The sequence below is a fragment of the Pseudomonas flavescens genome, assembly GCF_013408425.1.
GTDB classification, from domain to species: domain Bacteria; phylum Pseudomonadota; class Gammaproteobacteria; order Pseudomonadales; family Pseudomonadaceae; genus Aquipseudomonas; species Aquipseudomonas fulva_A.
The window spans coordinates 3,770,971-3,790,458 of sequence record NZ_JACBYV010000001.1; the positions used below are offsets into that span (position 1 = coordinate 3,770,971).

Below are 19,488 nucleotides of genomic sequence, written 5' to 3' on the forward strand. Positions count from 1 at the left end.
CTCGGCTCTTCACTTAAGCGGTTGGCCGTGCCAATGGGCGCGGGCGGCGGCAATATCGGCAGCAATTGCCGTCTTCAGTGCCTCGAGTGAGGCGAAACGCTGCTCATCGCGCAGCTTGTGGTGGAATGCCACCGTCAAACGCCGGCCATACAGGTCGCCGGCAAAATCCAGCAGGTGCACCTCGAGGTGGGCGCTCCCGTCACCGGCCACGCTGGGGCGCACGCCGATATTGGCGACGCCTGGCCATGGCCGGCCATCTATCTCGGCGCTGACCAGGTAAACCCCGGTCAGCGGTACGCGCTTGCGCTTGAGCTGCACGTTGGCGGTCGGCGCGTTCAACTGGCGACCGAGCTTCTGCCCGTGCAGGACCCGCCCAACGATCCGGAACGGCCGCCCGAGCATGCCTTCGGCGACCTTGAAATCACCGCTGGCCAGGGCCTCGCGCACACGCGTGCTGCTGACCCGCTGGCCATCGACTTCCACGGTCTTGGCCGCCTCGACGGTGAAGCCTTCGCGTTGCGCGGCTTCGGCCAGAAAGGCGAAATCGCCGGCGCGGTCGCAACCGAAGCGGAAGTCGTCCCCCACCTCCAGATGCAGAACGCCCAGGCCATCGAGCAATACGCGCTGCACGAACTCCGCCGCGCTCAACTCACGCAGACGTGGGTTGAAGGCCAGGCACAGCACGCGGTCGACACCTTCGGCAGCCAGCAAGGCGAGCTTGTCACGCAGCCGGCTCAACCGGGCAGGTGCACCGCTGGGGTCGAAGTACTCACGCGGTTGCGGCTCGAACAGCACCACGCAGCTCGGTACGCCAAGCTCCGCCGAACGCTCACGCAAACGCGCCAGAATCGCCTGGTGGCCACGATGAACGCCGTCGAAATTACCGATGGTGGCGACACAGCCCCGATGCTGGGGCCGCAGATTATGAAGGCCTCGAACCAGCTGCATAACGCGCTTCTTGCTCACAAAGTGGCCAATTATACGCACAGCGGCTGGCGCCGGGTAGGCTGATCCGGCGCTCTATTAGCGTTAGCCCGCTCAGCCGACCGAACGTCGGGCGAAGTCGCGCAGGCGGAAACCGAGAATGCCCAGCACCGCGAAATAGCTCAGCGCCCCGGCCGCGACCAATGCCCCCAGGCGCAGCAGGCGCTGCAGCATGTTGCCGTCGCTCCAGGCGGGCATCAGCCACAGCATGCCGACCAGCACCACGACCATCACCAGCATCGCCGCCAGCAGCTTGCTGGCGAACATGCCCCAACCGGGTTGCGGCTGATAGAAACCGCGCGCGCGCAACTTCCAGAACAACAGCCCGGCATTCAGGCAGGCCGCCAGGCCAATGGCCAGGGCCAGGCCAGCATGGGCCAGGGGAATGACGAAGACGAACAGCACGTTCATCACCTGCGTCATCAGCAGCGTGAACATGGCGATGCGCACCGGGGTACGGATGTCCTGACGGGCGTAGAACGCCGGGGCCAGTACCTTGACCAGCAGCATGCCGAGCAGGCCCACCGAGTAGGCGAGCAAGGCGCGCTGGGTCATGTCGGCGTCGGCAGCGGTGAACTTGCCGTACTGAAACAGTGCCACCACCAATGGCTCGGACAGCAGCGCCAGGGCCAGCGCACAGGGTAGCGCCAGCAGAACGCAAAGGCGCAGGCCCCAGTCGAGCAGTTTCGAGTAGGCGGCGGGGTCCTCGGCGGCATGGGTCTTCGCCAGCGACGGCAACAGGATGGTGCCCAGCGCCACGCCCAGCACACCGGCCGGCAGTTCCATCAGGCGATCGGCGTAATACATCCACGACACCGAACCGGCCACCAGGAAGGAGGCGAACACGGTGTTGATGATCAGGGAGATCTGCGCCACCGACACGCCGAGAATCGCCGGGCCCATCTGCCGCAACACACGCCACACGCCGCTATCGCGAAGGTTGAGACGCGGCAGCACCAGCAGGCCGATCTTGCGCAGGTGCGGCAACTGATAAAGCAGCTGCAGCAGGCCACCCACCAGCACGGCCCAGCCCATGGCCATGATCGGCGGGTCGAAATACGGCGTCAGGAACAGGGCGAAGACAATCATGCTGACGTTGAGCAGCGTCGGCACGAAAGCCGGTACCGCGAAGCGGTTCCAGGTGTTGAGCAGCGCGCCGACGAAGGACGACAGGGAAATCAGGAATATATAAGGAAAGGTCACCCGCAGCAGGTCACTGGTCAGCTCGAAGCGCTCGGGGTTGTCGCTGAAGCCCGGCGCCGATGCCCAGACGATCCATGGCGCGGCCAGCACGCCGAGCAGCGTGACCAGGGCCAGGACCAGAGTCAGTTGACCGGCAACGTACGCGACGAAGGTACGCGTGGCCTCCTCGCCCTTCTGGGTCTTGTACTCCGCCAGGATCGGCACGAAGGCCTGGGAAAAGGCTCCTTCGGCGAAAATGCGCCGCAACAGGTTGGGCAGTTTGAACGCCACCACGAAAGCATCCGAGGCGATGCCCGCCCCGAAGATCCGCGCCATGATGGTGTCCCGCACGAAACCGAGAATGCGCGACAGCATGGTGATGGAACTGACCGCGGCCAGCGACTTGAGAAGATTCATTCGGCAGGGATGCTCTATCGACGATTACAGGGCCCACTACGCGCAACGCCCGTCGCACGCCAGCAACAGACCGCGACACCGCACGAAGGTGCGGCGCCACAAGTGCGGGCCGGGAGTGTAGAATCGCCGGCCCGATAAAGCATCCTTTCTTGCAACGGCTCTACGACGACTGACCAAGGATCGACCTTGACAAGTGCTTCGCTCGCCTGCATGATTCGCGGCCTTATTTGTCTGTAACCCCTTAGTTTTCGAGGAGCTTGACGGTGGCCAATACACCTTCTGCCAAAAAACGCGCAAAACAGGCTGAGAAGCGTCGTAGCCATAACGCCAGCCTGCGCTCCATGGTTCGTACCTACATCAAGAACGTAGTCAAGGCTATCGACGCCAAAGACCACGAAAAAGCACAAGCTGCTTACGTTCTGGCTGTGCCTGTTATCGACCGTATGGCCGACAAAGGCATCATCCACAAGAACAAGGCCGCTCGTCACAAGAGCCGCCTGAACGGTCACGTAAAAGCACTCAGCCAAGCTGCTGCTTAAGCGTCCCGTTTCGTGAAAAACCGACCTCAGGGTCGGTTTTTTATTGCCTGAAGAAAAGTACGATCAACGACCCCCGGACCATTTCAAGCCCGCGAGAACCCTGCCGATACCCTCAACATCGTCCGCTGCATGGTGCGCGGATAACGGAAAGGATGTCTGCTATGTGGTCGAGAGGATTGGATATAGGAAAGCGCGCCGGCCTGGCATTCGCATTGCTGGCAGCCCTGCTGCTAGGGCTCGGGCTTTTCGCGCTGTCGCAGATGAATCGCATGGACAGCGCCTCGGACCAGATCCGCGACAACTGGTTACCGTCACTGATCACCGCCGAAGGCCTGGCCACCAACATAGGCCGCATCCGTGCCCTGACGCTACGCAGCGTACTACTGACCGACGAAGCCGAACGGCAGAGCACCCTCGGCACCATCGACGGCCTGGTGAAGGCGGTTCCGGGACAGTTCGACGCCTACGCCAAACTGGTCAGCTCGCCCCAGGAGCAGGCACTGCTCGATCAGCTTCATAAAGCCTACGACGAATACTCCAACCTGCAGCAGCAGGTAGTCGGCGCGGCGCGCGCCGGGCGCATCGACGAAGCCACGCGCCTGGCCAATGGCCCGCTGTCCACCTATGCCGACGGGCTGGCGGCAGCGATCAAGAGCATTTCCAGCTTCAATAATGACGGCGCCATACAATCCACGGACGCCAGTCAGGCCGCCTTCGATGACGCACAACAAATGGTCATCGCCACCCTGGTCGCCAGCCTGGCACTGACCGTACTGCTGGCCGTGGTGCTGACCCGCAGCATCGTCGTGCCACTGGGCGAATCGCTGCGCGTCGCCGAAGTCATCGCGGCTGGCGACCTGACGCAAAGCATCCAAGTGAAGGGCACGGATGAGCCGGCTCGCCTGATGACCGCCCTGCAGGTCATGCAGAAGAACCTGCACGCCGCCATCCAGAGCATTTCCGACTCCTCGAACCAGCTGGCGTCCGCCTCCGAAGAACTGCATGCGGTCACCGAAGACTCCACGCGCGGCCTGCATCAGCAGAATACCGAAATCGAACAGGCCGCCACCGCGGTCAACGAGATGACTGCCGCCGTGGAAGAAGTGGCGCGCAACGCGGTAAGCACCTCGGAAGCCTCCCAGGCATCGAACAGCACAGCCCTGAGGGGCCGCGAGCAGGTACGTGAAACCGTCGAGTCGATCAGCCAGCTGACCCGAGACGTAACCGCCACATCCAGTGAAGTGGAACAGCTCGCCGAGCGGATTCGCGAAATCAGCAAGGTGCTCGACGTGATTCGCTCCATCGCCGAGCAAACCAACCTGCTCGCCCTCAACGCAGCCATCGAAGCGGCACGAGCCGGCGATGCCGGGCGCGGATTCGCCGTGGTCGCCGACGAGGTTCGCGCACTGGCGCACCGCACTCAGCAGTCGACCCAGGAAATCGAGGGCATGATCGGCGGCATTCAGGTGGGCACCGAGAAAACCGTCGCCGCCATGCAGAACAGCAATGACCGGGCACGCTCGACACTGGAAGTAGCGAAAGGCGCAGGCAGCGCGCTGGAGCAGATCACCGAAGCCATCGCCATGATCAACGAACGCAACCTGGTGATCGCCAGCGCCTCGGAGGAGCAGGCTCAGGTCGCCCGGGAAGTCGATCGCAACCTGGTGAACATTCGCGACCTGTCGCTGCAGACATCCGCCGGCGCCAACCAGACTAGTGCAGCCAGCCAGGAACTCTCGCGCCTGGCCGTCGACCTCAACACACTGGTGGCGCGCTTCCGGATCTGAATGTCAGCAAGGGAAAGGGTCGCAAGCGCCCGCCCCCACGCCCCGGAAGCGCGCGACGCAGGTCGCAAGGAGGATTACTGCGCTTTCGGCCAGGGCAGAATCGGGATGGCGGTCACCGCATTCTGTGGGCTGCCTTCGATGATTCTGTCGCTGTAGACCAGATACACCAGCGTGTTGCGTTTCTGGTCGAAGAAGCGCACCACCTGCATGGTCTTGAACACCAGCGAGGTACGCTCGCGAAAGACCTCTTCGCCATCCTTGAGCTCACCGGCGAAGCTGATCGGGCCGACCTGCCGACAGGCAATCGATGCCTCGGCGCGGTCTTCCGCCAGGCCGAGACCACCCTTCACGCCACCGGTCTTGGCGCGCGACAGGTAACAGGTCACGCCCGCCACCTTCGGGTCGTCGAAGGCCTCGACCACGATCTTGTCGTTAGGCCCCACCCACTTGAAGACGGTAGACACCTGCCCGATCTCTTCGGCAGACACCCACAGCGGCAACAGACACAACAACCCCAGCCATCCTGCCTTCATACGTCACCTCTCATGGATACCGACAAAACACTCGCAACCTGTAGCGGCGTCTAAACCAGAATCAGGTTGTCGCGATGCACCAGCTCGGTCTCATCGACATAGCCGAGCAGACGCTCGATGTCATCCGAAGGACGGCCAATGATCTTCTGCGCCTCGAGCGCACTGTAGTTGGCCAGACCGCGGGCGATCTCACGACCGTCCGGCGCCACGCAAACCACCATCTCACCGCGCCGGAAACTGCCCTGCACCGCCTTCACGCCCACCGGCAGCAGGCTCTTGCGGTCGGACACCAGCGCCTTCACCGCACCGGCATCCAGCACCAGCGTACCGCGCGTCTGCAGATGCCCCGCCAGCCACTGCTTGCGCGCCGCCAGCATGCCGCGCTCCGGCACCAGCAGGGTACCGAGCAACTCGCCGGCCTTGAGCCGCGCCAGCACCTGCTCGATGGCACCACCGACAATCACGGTATGCGCCCCGGAACGCGCCGCCAGCCGTGCAGCCCGCAACTTGGTCTGCATGCCACCACGCCCCAGTGCACCACCGACACCACCGGCGACGGCATCCAGCGCCGGATCGTCGGCACGCGCCTCGTGGATCAGCTGGGCATCGGGGTTGTTGCGCGGATCAGCGTCGAACATGCCGTCGCGGTCGGTGAGGATCACCAGCAGGTCGGCCTCTACCAGGTTGGCCACCAGCGCTGCCAGGGTGTCGTTGTCACCGAAACGAATGCCGTCGGTCACCACGGTATCGTTCTCGTTGATCACCGGGACCACGTCGAGATCGATCAGCGTGCGCAAGGTACTGCGCGCATTGAGGTAACGCTTGCGATCGGACAGGTCGTCGTGGGTCAGCAGAATCTGCGCCGTGCGCCGACCGTGCTCGCCGAAACTCGACTCCCAGGCCTGTACCAGGCCCATCTGACCGATGGCGGCAGCCGCCTGCAGCTCGTGAATGGCACTCGGTCGCGCAGTCCAGCCAAGGCGGCTCATGCCCGCCGCCACCGCGCCGGACGATACCAGCACAAGCTCGACGCCCTGCGCCCGCAGCGCCACCATCTGCTCGACCCACACCGCCATGGCGCCGCGATCCAGGCCCTTGCCATCGGCCGTCAGCAAGGCACTGCCAATCTTCACCACCCAGCGCTGCGCACCGCTTACCTTGTCACGCATGTTCACCAACCCCAGCCAGAAGCTCATTTCGCAAGCCATCACCGACGGCAACGGCCAAAACTTACGAAAACGCCGCTAAAAAGCGGCGTCTGTCGTCCAATCAGTCCCGGACGTAAATGATTTCCGGGCCATCGTCTTCATCTTCCTCGTCCCAGAAGCTGTCATCCTCTTCAGCTTCAGCGACAGGCCGCACACCGGAGCGGCGCAGCGCGCGCTTGTCATCCAGCGCCTGCAACTGAGCGCGCGCCTCATCTTCGATACGGGTATCGAGCTCGGCCAGCTCGGCGGCATATTCTGGATTCTCCTGGATGCGCTCAGCGCGCGCCTCGAGGAAGTCCATGATGTCATAACACAGCTGCTCGGTGCCCTGCCGCGCCAGGGCGGATACCACATACACAGGTCCAGTCCACTCGATCCGCGCAACGATCTCGGCGATCCGCGCCTCCTGCTCCTCATCGAGGATCTGGTCGGCCTTGTTCAGCACCAGCCAGCGCTCACGCTCCGCCAGCGACGGACTGAACTTGGTCAGCTCGGCGACGATGACGGCAGCCGCTTCGGCCGGATCGGTCAGGTCCATTGGAGCCATGTCGACAAGATGCAGCAGCAAGCGAGTACGCGACAAATGCTTGAGGAAGCGAATCCCCAGGCCCGCACCGTCGGAAGCACCTTCGATCAGACCCGGAATGTCGGCGACCACGAAGCTCTTGTAACGATCGACACTCACCACCCCCAGATTCGGCACCAGCGTGGTGAAGGGGTAATCGGCGACCTTCGGCTTGGCCGCCGAAACCGAACGGATAAAGGTGCTCTTGCCAGCATTGGGCAGGCCAAGCAGACCGACGTCCGCCAGCACCTTCAACTCCAGCTTGAGGTCACGCGCATCACCCGGCTTGCCTGGCGTGGTCTGCCGCGGCGCACGGTTGGTACTGGATTTGAAGCGGGTATTGCCCAGACCATGCCAGCCACCCTGAGCGACCAGCAGGCGCTGTCCGGCCTTGGTCAGGTCACCAATCACTTCCTGGGTACCAGCGTCGATCACCGTGGTGCCAATCGGCACTGGCAGAATGAGATCTTCACCTTTGGCACCGGTGCAATCGGTGCTGCCACCCTTCTCACCATTGGGCGCCTGGAAGCGACGGGTGTAGCGGTAGTCCACCAAGGTATTGAGGTTGGCCATCGCCTCGATAAAGATCGAGCCGCCATCACCACCATCACCACCGTTGGGGCCACCGTTCTCGATGAACTTCTCACGACGGAAGCTCATCATGCCGTTACCACCATCACCAGCCTTTACAGAAATCGATACTTCATCGACGAATTTCATGGATACGCCTCCCGCTTAAAACGCGGGTCACTGAAACAAGAAACACCGGGTGCTTGCAAAATTGCCCTGAAACCGCCCGCGTCAACCCAGGACAGTTTGGCAAGAACCCACGCAATACGTGCCTCGCAGCCACTTTGCAGATAGCAAGCAGAGCCAAGCCACGCCATAGGATACAGAAACAAAAAAGCCCCGTCGCAGGACGGGGCTTTTCCAGCAACGTCGCGGTTAAGCTGCGACGACGCTCACGTAACGACGACCGAAGGCGCCTTTTACTTCAAACTTGATCACGCCTTCGATTTTCGCGAAGAGGGTGTGATCCTTACCCATGCCAACGCCGTAACCAGCGTGGAATTGGGTGCCGCGCTGACGCACGATGATGTTGCCAGGAATGATTTTCTGGCCGCCATACATCTTCACGCCAAGGCGTTTGGCTTCTGAGTCGCGACCGTTGCGGGTACTACCGCCAGCTTTTTTGTGTGCCATGAGTTCAATACTCCTATAAAGGGTTCAGGCGAAACGAATCAGGCCTGAATACCGGTGATTTTGATCTCAGTGAACCACTGACGGTGGCCCTGACGCTTCATGTGGTGCTTACGACGGCGGAACTTGATGATGGTGACTTTATCGTGACGACCTTGCGAAACGACTTCAGCCGACACCTTGGCGCCTTCGATGACCGGACCACCGATGGTCACGTCGTCACCGTTGCCGATCAGCAACACGCGGTCGAAAGTAACGGCTTCGCCAGTGGCGATTTCCAGTTTCTCGACCTTGAGGTATTCGCCTTCGGTGACTTTGTATTGCTTGCCACCAGTAACAATTACTGCGTACATGGTAAATCTCCGTTAATCCTGCTCACCCAGCGCTTTATAGGAATAAGTGTCGGCTGGCATGGCTGCTTGGGGCCGGAAGGACACCCTTGCAATTGCGTAAGGCAGGGAAATACCCAGGGGGAAGTTCAGGGTGCGCGATTGTACGCAAGCCCCCGGAGCTGCGCAAGCACCATGAGCGCTCGCCACGACCGCTCTGCCACGGCAGGCCGGGTCGCAGCCTTTTAAGCGCGCCCTTCGGCTTGCACTGAAACGTCAAGAGCCCCTAACATGCCGCGCAACCTAGAAGGAGCACGTGTCGCTGATGCAACCCCAGGCTTTTTACAGTGTGGTAGCGGATGACTTTACCGCCGTGGACGGCATTATCCGTCAACAGCTGGTTTCCCGCGTCCCGCTGGTCGAGAAGATCGGCGACTACATCATTTCCGCCGGTGGCAAACGCCTGCGCCCGCTGCTCGTGCTGCTCAGCGGCAAGGCACTGGGCATGAGCGACGACCGTCTGCGCCTGCTGGCCGCCACCATCGAGTTCCTGCACACCGCCACCCTGCTGCATGACGATGTGGTCGACATGTCGGACATGCGCCGCGGCCGCAGCACCGCCAACGCACAGTGGGGCAATGCGCCAAGCGTGCTGGTCGGCGACTTCCTCTATTCGCGCTCGTTCGAAATGATGGTCGAACTGGGCTCGATGCCGGTCATGAAGATCCTTGCCAAGGCCACTCGCGTGATCGCCGAAGGCGAGGTGCTGCAGCTGACCAAGATCCGCGACGCCAGCACCACCGAAGAAACCTACATGGAAGTCATCCGCGGCAAGACGGCCATGCTGTTCGAGGCCTCGACCCAGAGTGCCGCAGCGCTGGCCGAAGCCACGCCAGAGCAGAACGAAGCACTGCGCACGTTCGGTGATCACCTGGGCGTGGCCTTCCAATTGGTCGACGACCTGCTCGACTACAAGGGCGATGCAGCCACCCTGGGCAAGAACGTCGGTGACGACCTGGCCGAAGGCAAGCCCACCCTGCCGCTCATCTACACCATGCGCGAAGGCCAGCCGGAGCAGGCGGCACTGGTACGCAAGGCGATTCAGAAGGGTGGCCTGGAAGACCTGGAAAGCATCCGCAATGCCGTGGAAGCGGCCGGTGCCCTGGATTACACCGCCAACCTGGCCCGCGACTACGCCGAACGCGCCATCGCCTGCCTGGAAGTGCTGCCGCCAAGCCCGTATCGCGACGCGCTGGTGGAACTGAGCCACTTTGCCGTAGCCCGCACGCACTGACTGCGAGAACAGCGTACCGAGGCCCGTCCATGTGACGGGCTTTTTTGTGGCACGCGCTGCGGGTTGCCCGCTCCCCGCTCATCGGCAGGGACTGGAAATCAGCGCTGACGACTGGATCGACGAAAGGCTGCGATTAACGCTTGCTATTATCGTAATAAGAATTATTCTCATATCTACCATTGACTCAGGGAGATGATGAGCATGACTTACTTGATAGACGCCTGGCTGGATCGCCCTCACCCCTATCTGCGCATCCTGCACCGGGAAACGGGCGAAGTCTGCGCCGTTCTCGAAGAAGAAGCGCTGGATGAACTGCGTAAACAGGGTGATCTGGATCTGCACGAGCTGAATTCCAGCGAGCCACTGGTGCTCAAGGAACTGGTCCGCAGTTTGTTCCTGTACTGCTACGCCCGGGCCTTGCGCCCGTGAAGTTGGCGTATGCGAAGGCTCGCGAGCCAGCTGTAGGGTGGGCAGCGCTGCACCGCCCACCACCACTGGACCGCAATGCTGGATGAATAGCGCGACCGCAGGCGCACCATCCACCCTGTGCCGCGATTACAGAATGTCGAGCAGCTCGACATCGAATACCAGCACGCTGTGTGGTGGGATGCTGCCAACGCCCTGGGCGCCATAGGCCAGCTCGCTCGGCACGTAGAGGCGCCATTTGCTGCCGGTACCCATCAGTTGCAGGGCCTCAGTCCAACCGGCGATCACGCCACCGACCGGGAATTCGGCCGGCTGGCCGCGCTCGTAGGAGCTGTCGAATACGCTGCCGTCGATCAGGGTGCCGTGATAGTGAGTGCGCACGCTGTCATCACGCGATGGCTTGGCGCCCTCGCCTGCGGTCAGTACTTCGTACTGCAGACCGGATTCCAGCACGGTGATGCCCTGGCGCTTGGCGTTCTCGGCCAGGAAAGCCAGGCCGGCACCAGCAGCAGCGTCGGCCTTGGCCTTGGCTTCGGCCTGCATGACATCACGGATTACCTTGAAGCTGGCCGACAGCTCGGCTTCGCTGACACGGCTTTCCTGACCAGCGAATGCATCGGCCAGCCCTGCCAGAACGGCTTCGAGGCTGACGCCCGGCGGCGGATTGTCACGCAGTTGGCCACCAAGTTGGCGGCCGATGCCGTAGCTGACGCGTGCTTCGTCAGTGGAAAGATTGAGTTCGGGCATGTCGCCGCTCCGCAAGCTGGAAAAAAGGCTGACTAGCCTATGGGCTGTTGGCGCTTCAACGCAAGCCGCGTTGCAGCGAGAAATCTCGCAAGGCCGGGCGGCGAGGCGAAGAACGCAGGGAGTGGTATTCCCTTTTCAAGTCATCCAGCGACGCATGGCGAGATTTCCCGCGCAACCCACAGTGCCGCGCCGGCGCGGTCCTGCTGAAACGTCAACAGACCCGATGACGGCTCACCAGCGGCTGCGCAGGCTGACAGGCACACGCAGCGCGTCACGGGTTCCGCCTGGCAGGCCACACATCTCGTCGTACGCCGAGGCATGCACCAGAAAAAGCGGCACCTCGGGCAGTTCCTGCAGCAGGTCCCTGGCGTGTTCCACGGAGCGCAAGCGCAGGTTGCGGCCGGCGTCATCGAGGAGATGACAGCGCCGCTGGCTAGCGACGATCTGCAACAGGTAGATCCCCCCTTCCAGAGAAATCAGTTCGAGTTCGCTTACCGCACCATCGCGAGCCGCGCGCAGCAATTCGGGCAGAGTCATGGCATATCCTCGAGAGCTGGAACCGTCACTATACGTTCGCCGTCACGCAGATAACAAAACGCCCGGCCTTGCAGTGCAAAGCCGGGCGTTCCTGGCTGCATCGGCGTACCGATCAGTGCTTGGTCAGCTTGTCCAGGTAGCCCATGGCGAAGGCTGAAACGACGAACGTCATGTGGATGATCACGTACCACATGAGGTGATCGGCTTCGTGATTACGTGCGTCCATGAATACCCGCAGCAGGTGAATCGAGGAAATGGCCACGATGGAGGCCGCGACCTTCATCTTCAGCGAGCTGGAGTCCATCTTGCCCAGCCAGCTGAGCTTTTCCTTGCCTTCATCGATATCCAGTTGCGAAACGAAGTTCTCGTAGCCGGACATCATCACCATCACCAGCAGACCACCGACCAGGGCCATGTCGACCAGCGACAGCAGCACCAGAATCAGATCCGCTTCGGCAATGGCGAAAACGTTGGGCAGGACATGAAAGACTTCCTGGAAGAACTTCAGTGCCAGCGCCAGCAGGCCAAGCGACAGACCTAGATAGATGGGGGCCAGCAGCCAGCGCGATGCGTACATCGCGTTTTCGATAAAGCGTTCCATGGACTCTCACAAATGATTGAAACAGCGGGCGAGTATACCCAGCAGCGAGGCGCAGGCAAGCCAAGGCCGGCAGCCTGAAAGGGGCCTATATAACGCAATCGATAGCAGCAATGCACATTGTGGATAAGAACTGCGACGCATAGCCGCAGTGCACCGCTCAGCCCCTCGAAAAAACATCCGAGAGGCTCCTCGCTCAGCTGTCAGGCAACAACGGATGGGCAGCAGTCGAGTGGCGATTGTCACCGTTGATGCGCCGCAACTCGGCCTGGGCATGCAGGCGCCAGATCGGCGGTTCACTGCAGGCACCATACCCCTGAACGGCCAGGCTCTCGGCGATTTCATCGAGCAGCTCTTCAACCACCAAAGGGCCGTGGAATGGGCCTTGTGCCTTGACGGCGGAGGGTTGCCTGGCGGACATGCCGGCGATGCAGATCAATGTCCAAAGACCTCGATCACCCGCCAGCGGCAGTACCGCGCACTCGATGCGCGTGGTCACGCCCAGGTATTCACGAGTCAGGCAGAGGCTACGCGACACGGCGGCAATCCTCGCGGAAACAGACTTGCAGCCTACACCTGTAACCTCTATTGGCAAAGGCAGGCTTATTCACAGAACCTGTGGATAACTCTGTGCATGACAGGTGCGCAAGCGCGGCCATCCAGCATGCTGAATAGCCGCGGGCGAGACGTTCATGAATTGATCAGCTCGCCCGCGCCTACCTCACTCGACCAACGGTTTTTTCACCCGCGGCTTCTTGGGCGCCTTCTCTGGCAGCGCAGCGGTCAGCGCTTCCTTGGCCTGCTCGGGTTTGTCTTCCTCACCCATGCCGATCTCGGCGATCTCGCGCAGGCGCTCGACCACTCGCGCATTGACGCTGCCTTTCGGGAAGACGCCCTTGTCGTCCGGGGTACCGGCGTCTTCGCCGACCAGCAGGCTCAGCGCCTCGTCGACATGGCGCACCGAATAGACATGGAATTGACCGGCACGCACGGCCTGCAGCACACGCTCGTCGAGCATCAGGGTGGAGACGTTCGAATGCGGGATGATTGCCCCTTGCTCGCCCGTCAGCCCGCGTGCCTCGCACAGGCGGAAGAAGCCTTCGATCTTCTCGTTGACCCCACCGACGGCCTGCACTTCACCGAACTGGTTGATCGAACCGGTAATCGCGAAACACTGCTTGAGCGGCGTGCGCGACAGGGCCGAGATCAGCGTGCAGACTTCGCCGAGCGAGGCGCTGTCGCCGTCCACGTACCCGTAGGACTGTTCCAGCGCGATACTGGCGGAGATCTCCAGCGGGAATTCCTGAGCGTAACGGCTGCCGAGAAAGCCGGTGAGGATCATCACCCCCTTGGAGTGGATCGGCTGACCGAGATTGACCTCACGCTCGATGTCGACGATGCCCGAGCCGCCTGGATAGACGGTCGCGGAAATTCGCGCCGGTACGCCGAACGCCGAGTCACCGACCTCGAGCACGGTCAGGCCGTTGCATTTGCCGATGGCCGCACCGGCGGTGTCGATGAGGATGATACCGGCCAGCATGTCGTCGATGATCCGCGCGGAGACCCGCCCGGTGCGCGTGGCCTTGGCCTTTAGCGCACGCTCGATATGGTCGGCGTCGGTAACCGTTTCACCCGCCAGGTTGCGGATGAAGTCCGCCTCGCTGACCAGCTGGAACAGATCGCCGATGCGCGCCGACAGCCGCCCCTGGTGCTCCGCCAGGCGGGCGCTGTAGGTCGCCAGCCGCGCGACTGCCGCAGCGCTCAGCGGTGCCATGCCTTCTTCGTTGGTACGGGTTTTCATCAACTGGGCGAACTGCTCCAGGCTGTCGTCGGCAAGCGGAATGTCCTCGTCGAAATCGACCAGCACCCGGAACATCTCCTGAAAGTCAGGATCGGCGTCCTGCAGCGCGTAATAGAGCTGGCGCGAGCCGATGATCACCACTTTGAGCTGCAGCGGGATGGTTTCCGGGTTGAGAGTGACCGTGGCGATACGGCCCAGATCGGCCAGCGGCGACTCCATCTTCAGCTTGCGTGACTGCAGGGCCCGCTTCAGGGCCTCCCAGACGAATGGCTCGCTGAGGAACTTCTCCGCTTCGAGAATCAGGAAGCCGCCGTTGGCACGGTGCAAGGCACCCGGGCGCAACTGGCGATAGCTCGTGTAGAGCGCGCCCTGGTCGGTGTTGTACTCGATACGGCCGAACAGGTTGTCGTAGGTCGGATGCGGCTCGAACACCACCGGCGCGCCGCCGTCGGCATGATGACCGACGATCAGGCTGGGGGCGTACAGTTCTTCGAGCAGCTTACGGGTCTGGGCGTCGGCCTTCTCCACCTCGATGAGCAGGTCGACCACGCTTTTCAGCAGGTCCACCTGCATCGCCTGCAGGTAGGCGCAAACGCCCGCGTTCTCGGCGTATTTCTCCGAGAGCGGCGCCAGCAGCGGCTGCAGGGCGACGGTGATGGTTTCCTCGTTGAGCTGACGCAGCTGGTTGCTCGACTCGCGCTTCCACTGCGGCAGGCTGGCCAGCTCCTCGTTGAGGCGCTCTTCCAGCGTGGCGATATCAGCATGGAACCGTTCGCGCTCCGCTTCCGGCAACTGGGCGAATTCGGTCTCGTCCACGGACTTGCCTTCGAGCATCGGCGTGAAGGCGATGTTGGTGCTGTCACGGTACAGGGCGATGCCGCGCTCCAGAGACAGCTTTTCGATGACGTCCAGCGCCTGGTCGTAGCGTTTGTTGAAGGCGCGGTCGATGGCGCTCTTCTTCTGCTGGAACGACGGGTGCTCGAAAACCGCCGGAAAGGTCGCCAGCAGGTTGTCGATCAGTGCGTTGATATCGGCGATGAACTCGCCAGCGGTGCCGGCAGCCAGTTCCACGGCGCGGGGCTCGCGGGGCTCGTCGAAGTGATTGACGTAGACGCGGTCCGGCGGGGTTTCCAGGCGCTTGCCTTCGGCGCGCAGGTAACGTTTGACGAAAGAGAACCGCCCGGTGCCCGGCTCCCCCATGACGAATACGTTGTAACCGGGGCGCGGCATGGCCACGCCGAACTGCAGCGCCTGGACGGCACGTTCCTGGCCAAGCACGCCACGGAAAGGCTCCAGGTCATCGGTGGTGGTGAAGGCGAACTGCTGAGGCGAGAAGGGACGAGTGAGTGCATCGGGCGCCAGGCGCAGGCCGGCTGCAACGGGATCGGGCATCGGAGATCCTTAAATACCGCAGAGAAGTGTCTGCATTCTCGCGCCGCCCGCTTCCCCCTGGCAAGGCACCGATGCCAACCGGTATCGACCTGCCCCGCAGAAAGCAAAACGCCCGCAGCAGGTGCGGGCGTCTGGTGTCACCGCAAGGCTTACAGGTAGAAGGATTTCAGCGGCGGGAAGCCGTTGAATTCCACCGCGCTGTAGCTGGTGGTGTAGGCGCCGGTGGAGAACCAGTACAGGCGATCACCACTGGCCAGGTTCAGCGGCAGGCCGTACTTGTAGTGCTCGTACATGATATCGGCGCTGTCGCAGGTCGGCCCGGCGATGACCACTTCTTCCATCTCGCCCTTCTTCTCGGTCCAGACCGGGAATTTGATGGCTTCGTCCATGGTTTCGATCAGGCCGCTGAACTTGCCCACATCGGTGTACACCCAGCGCTCCACGGCGGTACGCGACTTGCGTGCGACCAGTACCACTTCGCTGACCAGGATGCCGGCGTTGGCGATCAACGAACGGCCTGGCTCGAGGATGATTTCCGGCAGCTCGTCGCCGAAATCGTCCTTGAGGAAGCGGATGATTTCTTCGGCGTAGGTTTCCAGGCTGTTGGTACGGGTGATGTAGTTGGCCGGGAAGCCGCCACCCATGTTGATCATCTGCAGCACGATGCCGTCTTCTTCCTTCAGACGCTCGAAGATCACCTTGACCTTGGCGATGGCGGCATCCCACACGTCGATGTCGCGCTGCTGCGAGCCCACGTGGAAGGAAATGCCGTAAGGCACCAGGCCCAGTTGCTTGGCGAGGATCAGCAGGTCCATGGCCATGTCGGTCTGGCAGCCGAACTTGCGCGACAGCGGCCAATCGGCAGAAGTCGAGCCTTCGGTGAGGATACGTACGTAGATCTTCGAGCCCGGTGCGGCCTTGGCGATGTTGCGCAGGTCGGCTTCCGAGTCGGTGGCGAACAGGCGCACGCCCTTCTCGTAGAAATAGCGAACGTCGCGGGCTTTCTTGATGGTGTTGCCGTAGCTCATGCGGTCCGGGCTGACGCCAGCCGACAGCACCTTGTCCAGCTCGTAGATCGAGGCGATGTCGAAGTTCGAGCCCTTGTCGCGCAGCAGCTCGATGATCTCGATCGCCGGGTTGGCCTTGACGGCGTAGTAGACCTTGGCGAATTCGAAACCGGCGCGCAGGTCATCGTAGGCCTGGCTGATGATCGCGGTGTCGATCACCACGAACGGGGTTTCATGCTGGTCAGCGAAGTTCTTCATGCGGTTGAAGGTTTCGCGTGGGTAGTAATCTTCGACCTTGATCGACATGCGGGGCTCCAAATGGCTAAACCATGAACACTATGATTCGGGCAGTTGAACCGGGCACAGGTTCAACCGGGTGTCGGGGGCGGCCATCGACAATCGGCCGGAAAGCCTGCTGCCAGGCCTGGAACGTCTGATCAGTTTCCCCACTTTGGTTCGCCTACTTCCCAAGGCATGTCGCCGAGAATTGTCGTGCCTGGAATCAGGCGCCACAACCTCTCGTCGTCAGTACTTGAGCCGGATGGATCGTTGCCAGCATGGACGTTCGGCCGCGGACTTTAAGACCATGCCCCGCTCAGATCAATCAAAAATTGCCCTCGAGGGCACTCTCGCTTGCCGAGCGTTTTGGATTCCACACGAAACGCGGCGAAATGCTGCACAGCCGCGGCCCCACGGGAAAACCCGGTGCCCGGCGTCGAGCCTGGCACAGGGAGCTTTCATGACGATGACAGGGGGCTTTCGGTTGACCCGGGCGGGTCAGCCAGGCGGCGGTGGCGCAACTGTCAGTCAGTTGCGCCTGCCGTAGAGAGGGCTTAGCGGAAGCGCTCGACTTCGCGGTGCAGATCGGCGGCCAGGGTCTCCAGTTCCTTGGAGGTATGGGCCAGGTTGGCAATCACTTCGCGCTGCTCGCCGTTGGCCTGGGCGATGCTTTGCAGGTTGCTGCTGAGCACCGTCGCGGTGCTGCTCTGCTCGCTGGTCGCGGTGGTGATGGCGGCGAACTGATCACCAGCGGCGCTGGTCTGCTCGGCAATGTGGGTCAACGCCGCGGCGACCTTGGCATTGAGCTGCAAACCGTTCTGCATCAACTGACGGCCCTGCTCCATGCTGCTGATGGCGCTGCTGGTTTCGCCCTGGATGCTACCGATCATGCTGGAGATTTCGGTGGTCGCTTCACGGGTACGCCCTGCCAGGCTGCGCACTTCGTCGGCGACCACGGCGAAACCACGGCCCTGCTCACCGGCGCGGGCGGCCTCGATGGCCGCGTTGAGCGCCAGCAGGTTGGTCTGGTCGGCGATCGAGGTGATCACGCTGAGGATGCCGCCGATCTCCTGGGAGCGCTGGCCAAGGCTGTCGATGACCTTGGCGGCGCTGTTCAGCGACGAGGAGATCTGCTCCAGTGCATTGGAGGCCTCTTCCATGGAGGTACGGCCGATGCGGGTCTGGCTGGCGTTATCGCTGGCCATGCGTTCGGTGCTGCGCATGTTGTCGGCGATGTTCAGCGAGGTGGCGCTGAACTCTTCCACCGCACCGGCCATGCTGCTGATCTCACCGGACTGCTGCTCGATCCCCTCGTAGGCACCGCGTGACAGACCGGACAGTGCTTCGGCGCGCTGGTTTACGTTACCGGCAGCGGCGCGGACGCGCTCGACCATGGTCGATAGCGCAGCCCCCATCTGATTGAAATTGCGCGACAGTTCGCCGATCTCGTCGTTACTGGTGACTTCCAGGCGTACGCTCAGGTCACCGGCGCCCAGCGCCTGAGCCTGACGCACCAGGTCGCCGAGTGGGCGCAGCTTGCGGCGCAGCAGCCAGATCACCGCGAGCACGGCAAGCACCAGCGTCACCAGGCTGCCGATCGCCAGCTGGCTGCCGACGCGCCAGGTCACCGCCTGGATTTCCTCTTCCGGCATGCTCGCCACGACCGTCCACGGACCGCCAGGGAACGGCACGGCGACGCTATAGAACTGCTGCTCGCCATCGCTCCAGAAACCACCTTTGCCCGGTTTGCCCAGCACGCTGGCCATGTTGGCGGTCAGTTGCTCGGGGCGCTGCGCGGCATAAGGAGGCACCAGCCACTTGCTCTGATCGTCGAGCAACGCAAGAGAGCCCGTGCTGCCAATGCGGAAACGCTGCAGGTTGGCGAACTGGGCGTTCTGCGCATCGGTGTAATCGAAGCCAACGAACAGCACGGCAATCACTCGACCCGCGCTGTCACGCACTGGGGTGTACTGGGTCATGTAGAAGCGCTCGAACAGCAGCGCCCGGCCAACGTAGTTGTTGCCGGCCAGCAGTCGTGCGTAGGCAGGATGATTGCGATCGAGCACGGTGCCGATGGCACGGCCGCCGTCCTGCTTGGTCAGCGAGGTGGTCACGCGGACGAAATCATCGCCGTCACGCACGAAGATGGTCGCCACACCAGCAGTGAGCTGGCGGAACTCGTCGACTTCGGCGAATTCGTTGTTCAACCGCGTGGAGCCCAGATACAGGGCAGGAGCCTGCAATGAACCCACCGCAACGCGCTCGTCCGGGCTGACGGTCAAGCCGCTGCTGAAGCGCCGCTCGAACAACCCGGCCAACCGCTGCGTGCTCTCGCGCAGGCTGTCGTGAAAGGTGCTCAGTTGGTCAGCCAGCAGACGCGCTTCGCTGCCCAGGTGCTCTTCACGGGTCACGAGGTTGGCGCTGCTCAGCGAGCGCAGGGCGAACAGCGTGCTGACGCTGATCAGCAGCACCAGCATGGCGGCAAGGGCCGTCGCCAGTTGCCAGGCGATACGGGAACGGGGTTGGTTCATGAAAATCTCCGAGCTCCATCGTCCCTGTATGGAGTAATTGAATAAATTGTGATCAGCCTGTAAGTCGGCGAGCGCGGAGAATACTTGAGAGTTTTAGTGCGTCAATGGCCATCATGACGCTATCACCACATT

General features: G+C 62.3%; 18 protein-coding genes. 4 read left to right on the forward strand and 14 right to left on the reverse strand.

The genetic code is table 11. The features are described from left to right. Positions 1–9 precede the first annotated feature (9 nt). Together ribF and murJ are read right to left on the reverse strand one after the other, a co-directional pair. Positions 10–948 (reverse strand): bifunctional riboflavin kinase/FAD synthetase, encoded by a 939-nt coding sequence (ribF, locus tag FHR27_RS16855; protein ID WP_179539124.1) that lies wholly within the window; start codon positions 946–948, stop codon positions 10–12. A gap of 90 nt (positions 949–1,038) precedes the next feature. Next, complete coding sequence (gene murJ, locus FHR27_RS16860) at positions 1,039–2,583, reverse strand: murein biosynthesis integral membrane protein MurJ (RefSeq protein WP_042556310.1); 1,545 nt, start codon at positions 2,581–2,583, stop codon at positions 1,039–1,041. Positions 2,584–2,846: 263 nt separating this feature from the next. Here murJ and rpsT point away from each other — a divergent pair, with 263 nt between their 5' ends. Both rpsT and FHR27_RS16870 read left to right on the forward strand, forming a co-directional pair. Then, positions 2,847–3,122 carry a 30S ribosomal protein S20 gene (gene rpsT / locus FHR27_RS16865; RefSeq protein ID WP_042556309.1) on the forward strand — a complete coding sequence of 92 codons (276 nt, stop codon included), beginning with the start codon at positions 2,847–2,849 and terminating at the stop codon, positions 3,120–3,122. A gap of 161 nt (positions 3,123–3,283) precedes the next feature. Further along, on the forward strand, positions 3,284–4,909 hold the full coding sequence (locus tag FHR27_RS16870) for a methyl-accepting chemotaxis protein (protein WP_179539125.1): 1,626 nt from the start codon (positions 3,284–3,286) through the stop codon (positions 4,907–4,909). A 74-nt stretch (positions 4,910–4,983) separates the two neighbouring features. On the opposite strand, the gene FHR27_RS16875 is transcribed toward FHR27_RS16870, so the two are convergent. The 5 genes from FHR27_RS16875 to rplU all read right to left on the reverse strand — a co-directional run bounded on the left by FHR27_RS16875 (position 4,984) and on the right by rplU (position 8,768). Further along, on the reverse strand, positions 4,984–5,442 hold the full coding sequence (locus FHR27_RS16875) for a CreA family protein (protein ID WP_042556307.1): 459 nt from the start codon (positions 5,440–5,442) through the stop codon (positions 4,984–4,986). A 50-nt stretch (positions 5,443–5,492) separates the two neighbouring features. Further along, positions 5,493–6,611, reverse strand: coding sequence for a glutamate 5-kinase (gene proB, locus FHR27_RS16880; protein ID WP_179540107.1), 1,119 nt, complete (start codon positions 6,609–6,611; stop codon positions 5,493–5,495). A gap of 100 nt (positions 6,612–6,711) precedes the next feature. Beyond that, on the reverse strand, positions 6,712–7,935 hold the full coding sequence (gene cgtA / locus FHR27_RS16885; RefSeq protein WP_179539126.1) for an Obg family GTPase CgtA: 1,224 nt from the start codon (positions 7,933–7,935) through the stop codon (positions 6,712–6,714). A gap of 225 nt (positions 7,936–8,160) precedes the next feature. Further along, complete coding sequence (gene rpmA, locus FHR27_RS16890) at positions 8,161–8,418, reverse strand: 50S ribosomal protein L27 (RefSeq protein WP_042556305.1); 258 nt, start codon at positions 8,416–8,418, stop codon at positions 8,161–8,163. Positions 8,419–8,456: 38 nt separating this feature from the next. Beyond that, positions 8,457–8,768, reverse strand: a complete 312-nt coding sequence (rplU, locus tag FHR27_RS16895; protein ID WP_042556304.1) for a 50S ribosomal protein L21 — start codon at positions 8,766–8,768, stop codon at positions 8,457–8,459. A 301-nt stretch (positions 8,769–9,069) separates the two neighbouring features. Between rplU and FHR27_RS16900 the strand changes: the two genes are divergently transcribed. Both FHR27_RS16900 and FHR27_RS16905 read left to right on the forward strand, forming a co-directional pair. Beyond that, positions 9,070–10,038 (forward strand): polyprenyl synthetase family protein, encoded by a 969-nt coding sequence (locus FHR27_RS16900; protein WP_042556303.1) that lies wholly within the window; start codon positions 9,070–9,072, stop codon positions 10,036–10,038. Positions 10,039–10,239: 201 nt separating this feature from the next. Next, the gene (locus FHR27_RS16905) at positions 10,240–10,467 is read left to right on the forward strand and encodes a PA4570 family protein (protein WP_042556302.1); all 228 of its coding nucleotides are present in this window, start codon (positions 10,240–10,242) and stop codon (positions 10,465–10,467) included. A gap of 126 nt (positions 10,468–10,593) precedes the next feature. Here FHR27_RS16905 and FHR27_RS16910 read toward each other — a convergent pair whose 3' ends face one another. The 7 genes from FHR27_RS16910 to FHR27_RS27465 all read right to left on the reverse strand — a co-directional run bounded on the left by FHR27_RS16910 (position 10,594) and on the right by FHR27_RS27465 (position 19,356). Next, complete coding sequence (locus FHR27_RS16910) at positions 10,594–11,211, reverse strand: FKBP-type peptidyl-prolyl cis-trans isomerase (protein ID WP_042556301.1); 618 nt, start codon at positions 11,209–11,211, stop codon at positions 10,594–10,596. 231 nt (positions 11,212–11,442) lie between these two features. Next, positions 11,443–11,748: a DUF6482 family protein gene (locus tag FHR27_RS16915; protein ID WP_042556300.1), complete on the reverse strand. Its 306-nt coding sequence runs from the start codon at positions 11,746–11,748 to the stop codon at positions 11,443–11,445. A 112-nt stretch (positions 11,749–11,860) separates the two neighbouring features. Next, positions 11,861–12,349, reverse strand: a complete 489-nt coding sequence (locus FHR27_RS16920; protein ID WP_042556299.1) for a TIGR00645 family protein — start codon at positions 12,347–12,349, stop codon at positions 11,861–11,863. Positions 12,350–12,542: 193 nt separating this feature from the next. Continuing rightward, positions 12,543–12,884, reverse strand: a complete 342-nt coding sequence (locus FHR27_RS16925) for a PA4575 family protein (protein ID WP_042556298.1) — start codon at positions 12,882–12,884, stop codon at positions 12,543–12,545. A gap of 183 nt (positions 12,885–13,067) precedes the next feature. Then, the gene (locus FHR27_RS16930; RefSeq protein WP_042556297.1) at positions 13,068–15,539 is read right to left on the reverse strand and encodes a Lon protease family protein; all 2,472 of its coding nucleotides are present in this window, start codon (positions 15,537–15,539) and stop codon (positions 13,068–13,070) included. A gap of 149 nt (positions 15,540–15,688) precedes the next feature. Then, entirely contained in the window at positions 15,689–16,852 is a 1,164-nt protein-coding gene (locus tag FHR27_RS16935; protein ID WP_179539127.1) for a type III PLP-dependent enzyme, read from the reverse strand. 527 nt (positions 16,853–17,379) lie between these two features. Further along, positions 17,380–19,356, reverse strand: a complete 1,977-nt coding sequence (locus FHR27_RS27465; RefSeq protein ID WP_042553246.1) for a methyl-accepting chemotaxis protein — start codon at positions 19,354–19,356, stop codon at positions 17,380–17,382. Positions 19,357–19,488: the final 132 nt, after the last annotated feature.

Excerpts from the sequence above, each read along its gene's own strand:
- rpmA (WP_042556305.1), bottom strand. The coding sequence starts at position 8,418 with ATGGCACACAAAAAAGCTGGCGGTAGTACCCGCAACGGTCGCGACTCA.
- FHR27_RS16910 (WP_042556301.1), bottom strand. The coding sequence starts at position 11,211 with ATGCCCGAACTCAATCTTTCCACTGACGAAGCACGCGTCAGCTACGGC.
- FHR27_RS16870 (WP_179539125.1), top strand. The coding sequence starts at position 3,284 with ATGTGGTCGAGAGGATTGGATATAGGAAAGCGCGCCGGCCTGGCATTC.
- ribF (WP_179539124.1), bottom strand. The coding sequence starts at position 948 with ATGCAGCTGGTTCGAGGCCTTCATAATCTGCGGCCCCAGCATCGGGGC.
- FHR27_RS27465 (WP_042553246.1), bottom strand. The coding sequence starts at position 19,356 with ATGAACCAACCCCGTTCCCGTATCGCCTGGCAACTGGCGACGGCCCTT.
- FHR27_RS16875 (WP_042556307.1), bottom strand. The coding sequence starts at position 5,442 with ATGAAGGCAGGATGGCTGGGGTTGTTGTGTCTGTTGCCGCTGTGGGTG.
- FHR27_RS16905 (WP_042556302.1), top strand. The coding sequence starts at position 10,240 with ATGACTTACTTGATAGACGCCTGGCTGGATCGCCCTCACCCCTATCTG.
- proB (WP_179540107.1), bottom strand. The coding sequence starts at position 6,611 with ATGCGTGACAAGGTAAGCGGTGCGCAGCGCTGGGTGGTGAAGATTGGC.
- FHR27_RS16930 (WP_042556297.1), bottom strand. The coding sequence starts at position 15,539 with ATGCCCGATCCCGTTGCAGCCGGCCTGCGCCTGGCGCCCGATGCACTC.
- cgtA (WP_179539126.1), bottom strand. The coding sequence starts at position 7,935 with ATGAAATTCGTCGATGAAGTATCGATTTCTGTAAAGGCTGGTGATGGT.
- FHR27_RS16915 (WP_042556300.1), bottom strand. The coding sequence starts at position 11,748 with ATGACTCTGCCCGAATTGCTGCGCGCGGCTCGCGATGGTGCGGTAAGC.
- murJ (WP_042556310.1), bottom strand. The coding sequence starts at position 2,583 with ATGAATCTTCTCAAGTCGCTGGCCGCGGTCAGTTCCATCACCATGCTG.
- rplU (WP_042556304.1), bottom strand. The coding sequence starts at position 8,768 with ATGTACGCAGTAATTGTTACTGGTGGCAAGCAATACAAAGTCACCGAA.
- FHR27_RS16935 (WP_179539127.1), bottom strand. The coding sequence starts at position 16,852 with ATGTCGATCAAGGTCGAAGATTACTACCCACGCGAAACCTTCAACCGC.
- FHR27_RS16920 (WP_042556299.1), bottom strand. The coding sequence starts at position 12,349 with ATGGAACGCTTTATCGAAAACGCGATGTACGCATCGCGCTGGCTGCTG.
- FHR27_RS16900 (WP_042556303.1), top strand. The coding sequence starts at position 9,070 with ATGCAACCCCAGGCTTTTTACAGTGTGGTAGCGGATGACTTTACCGCC.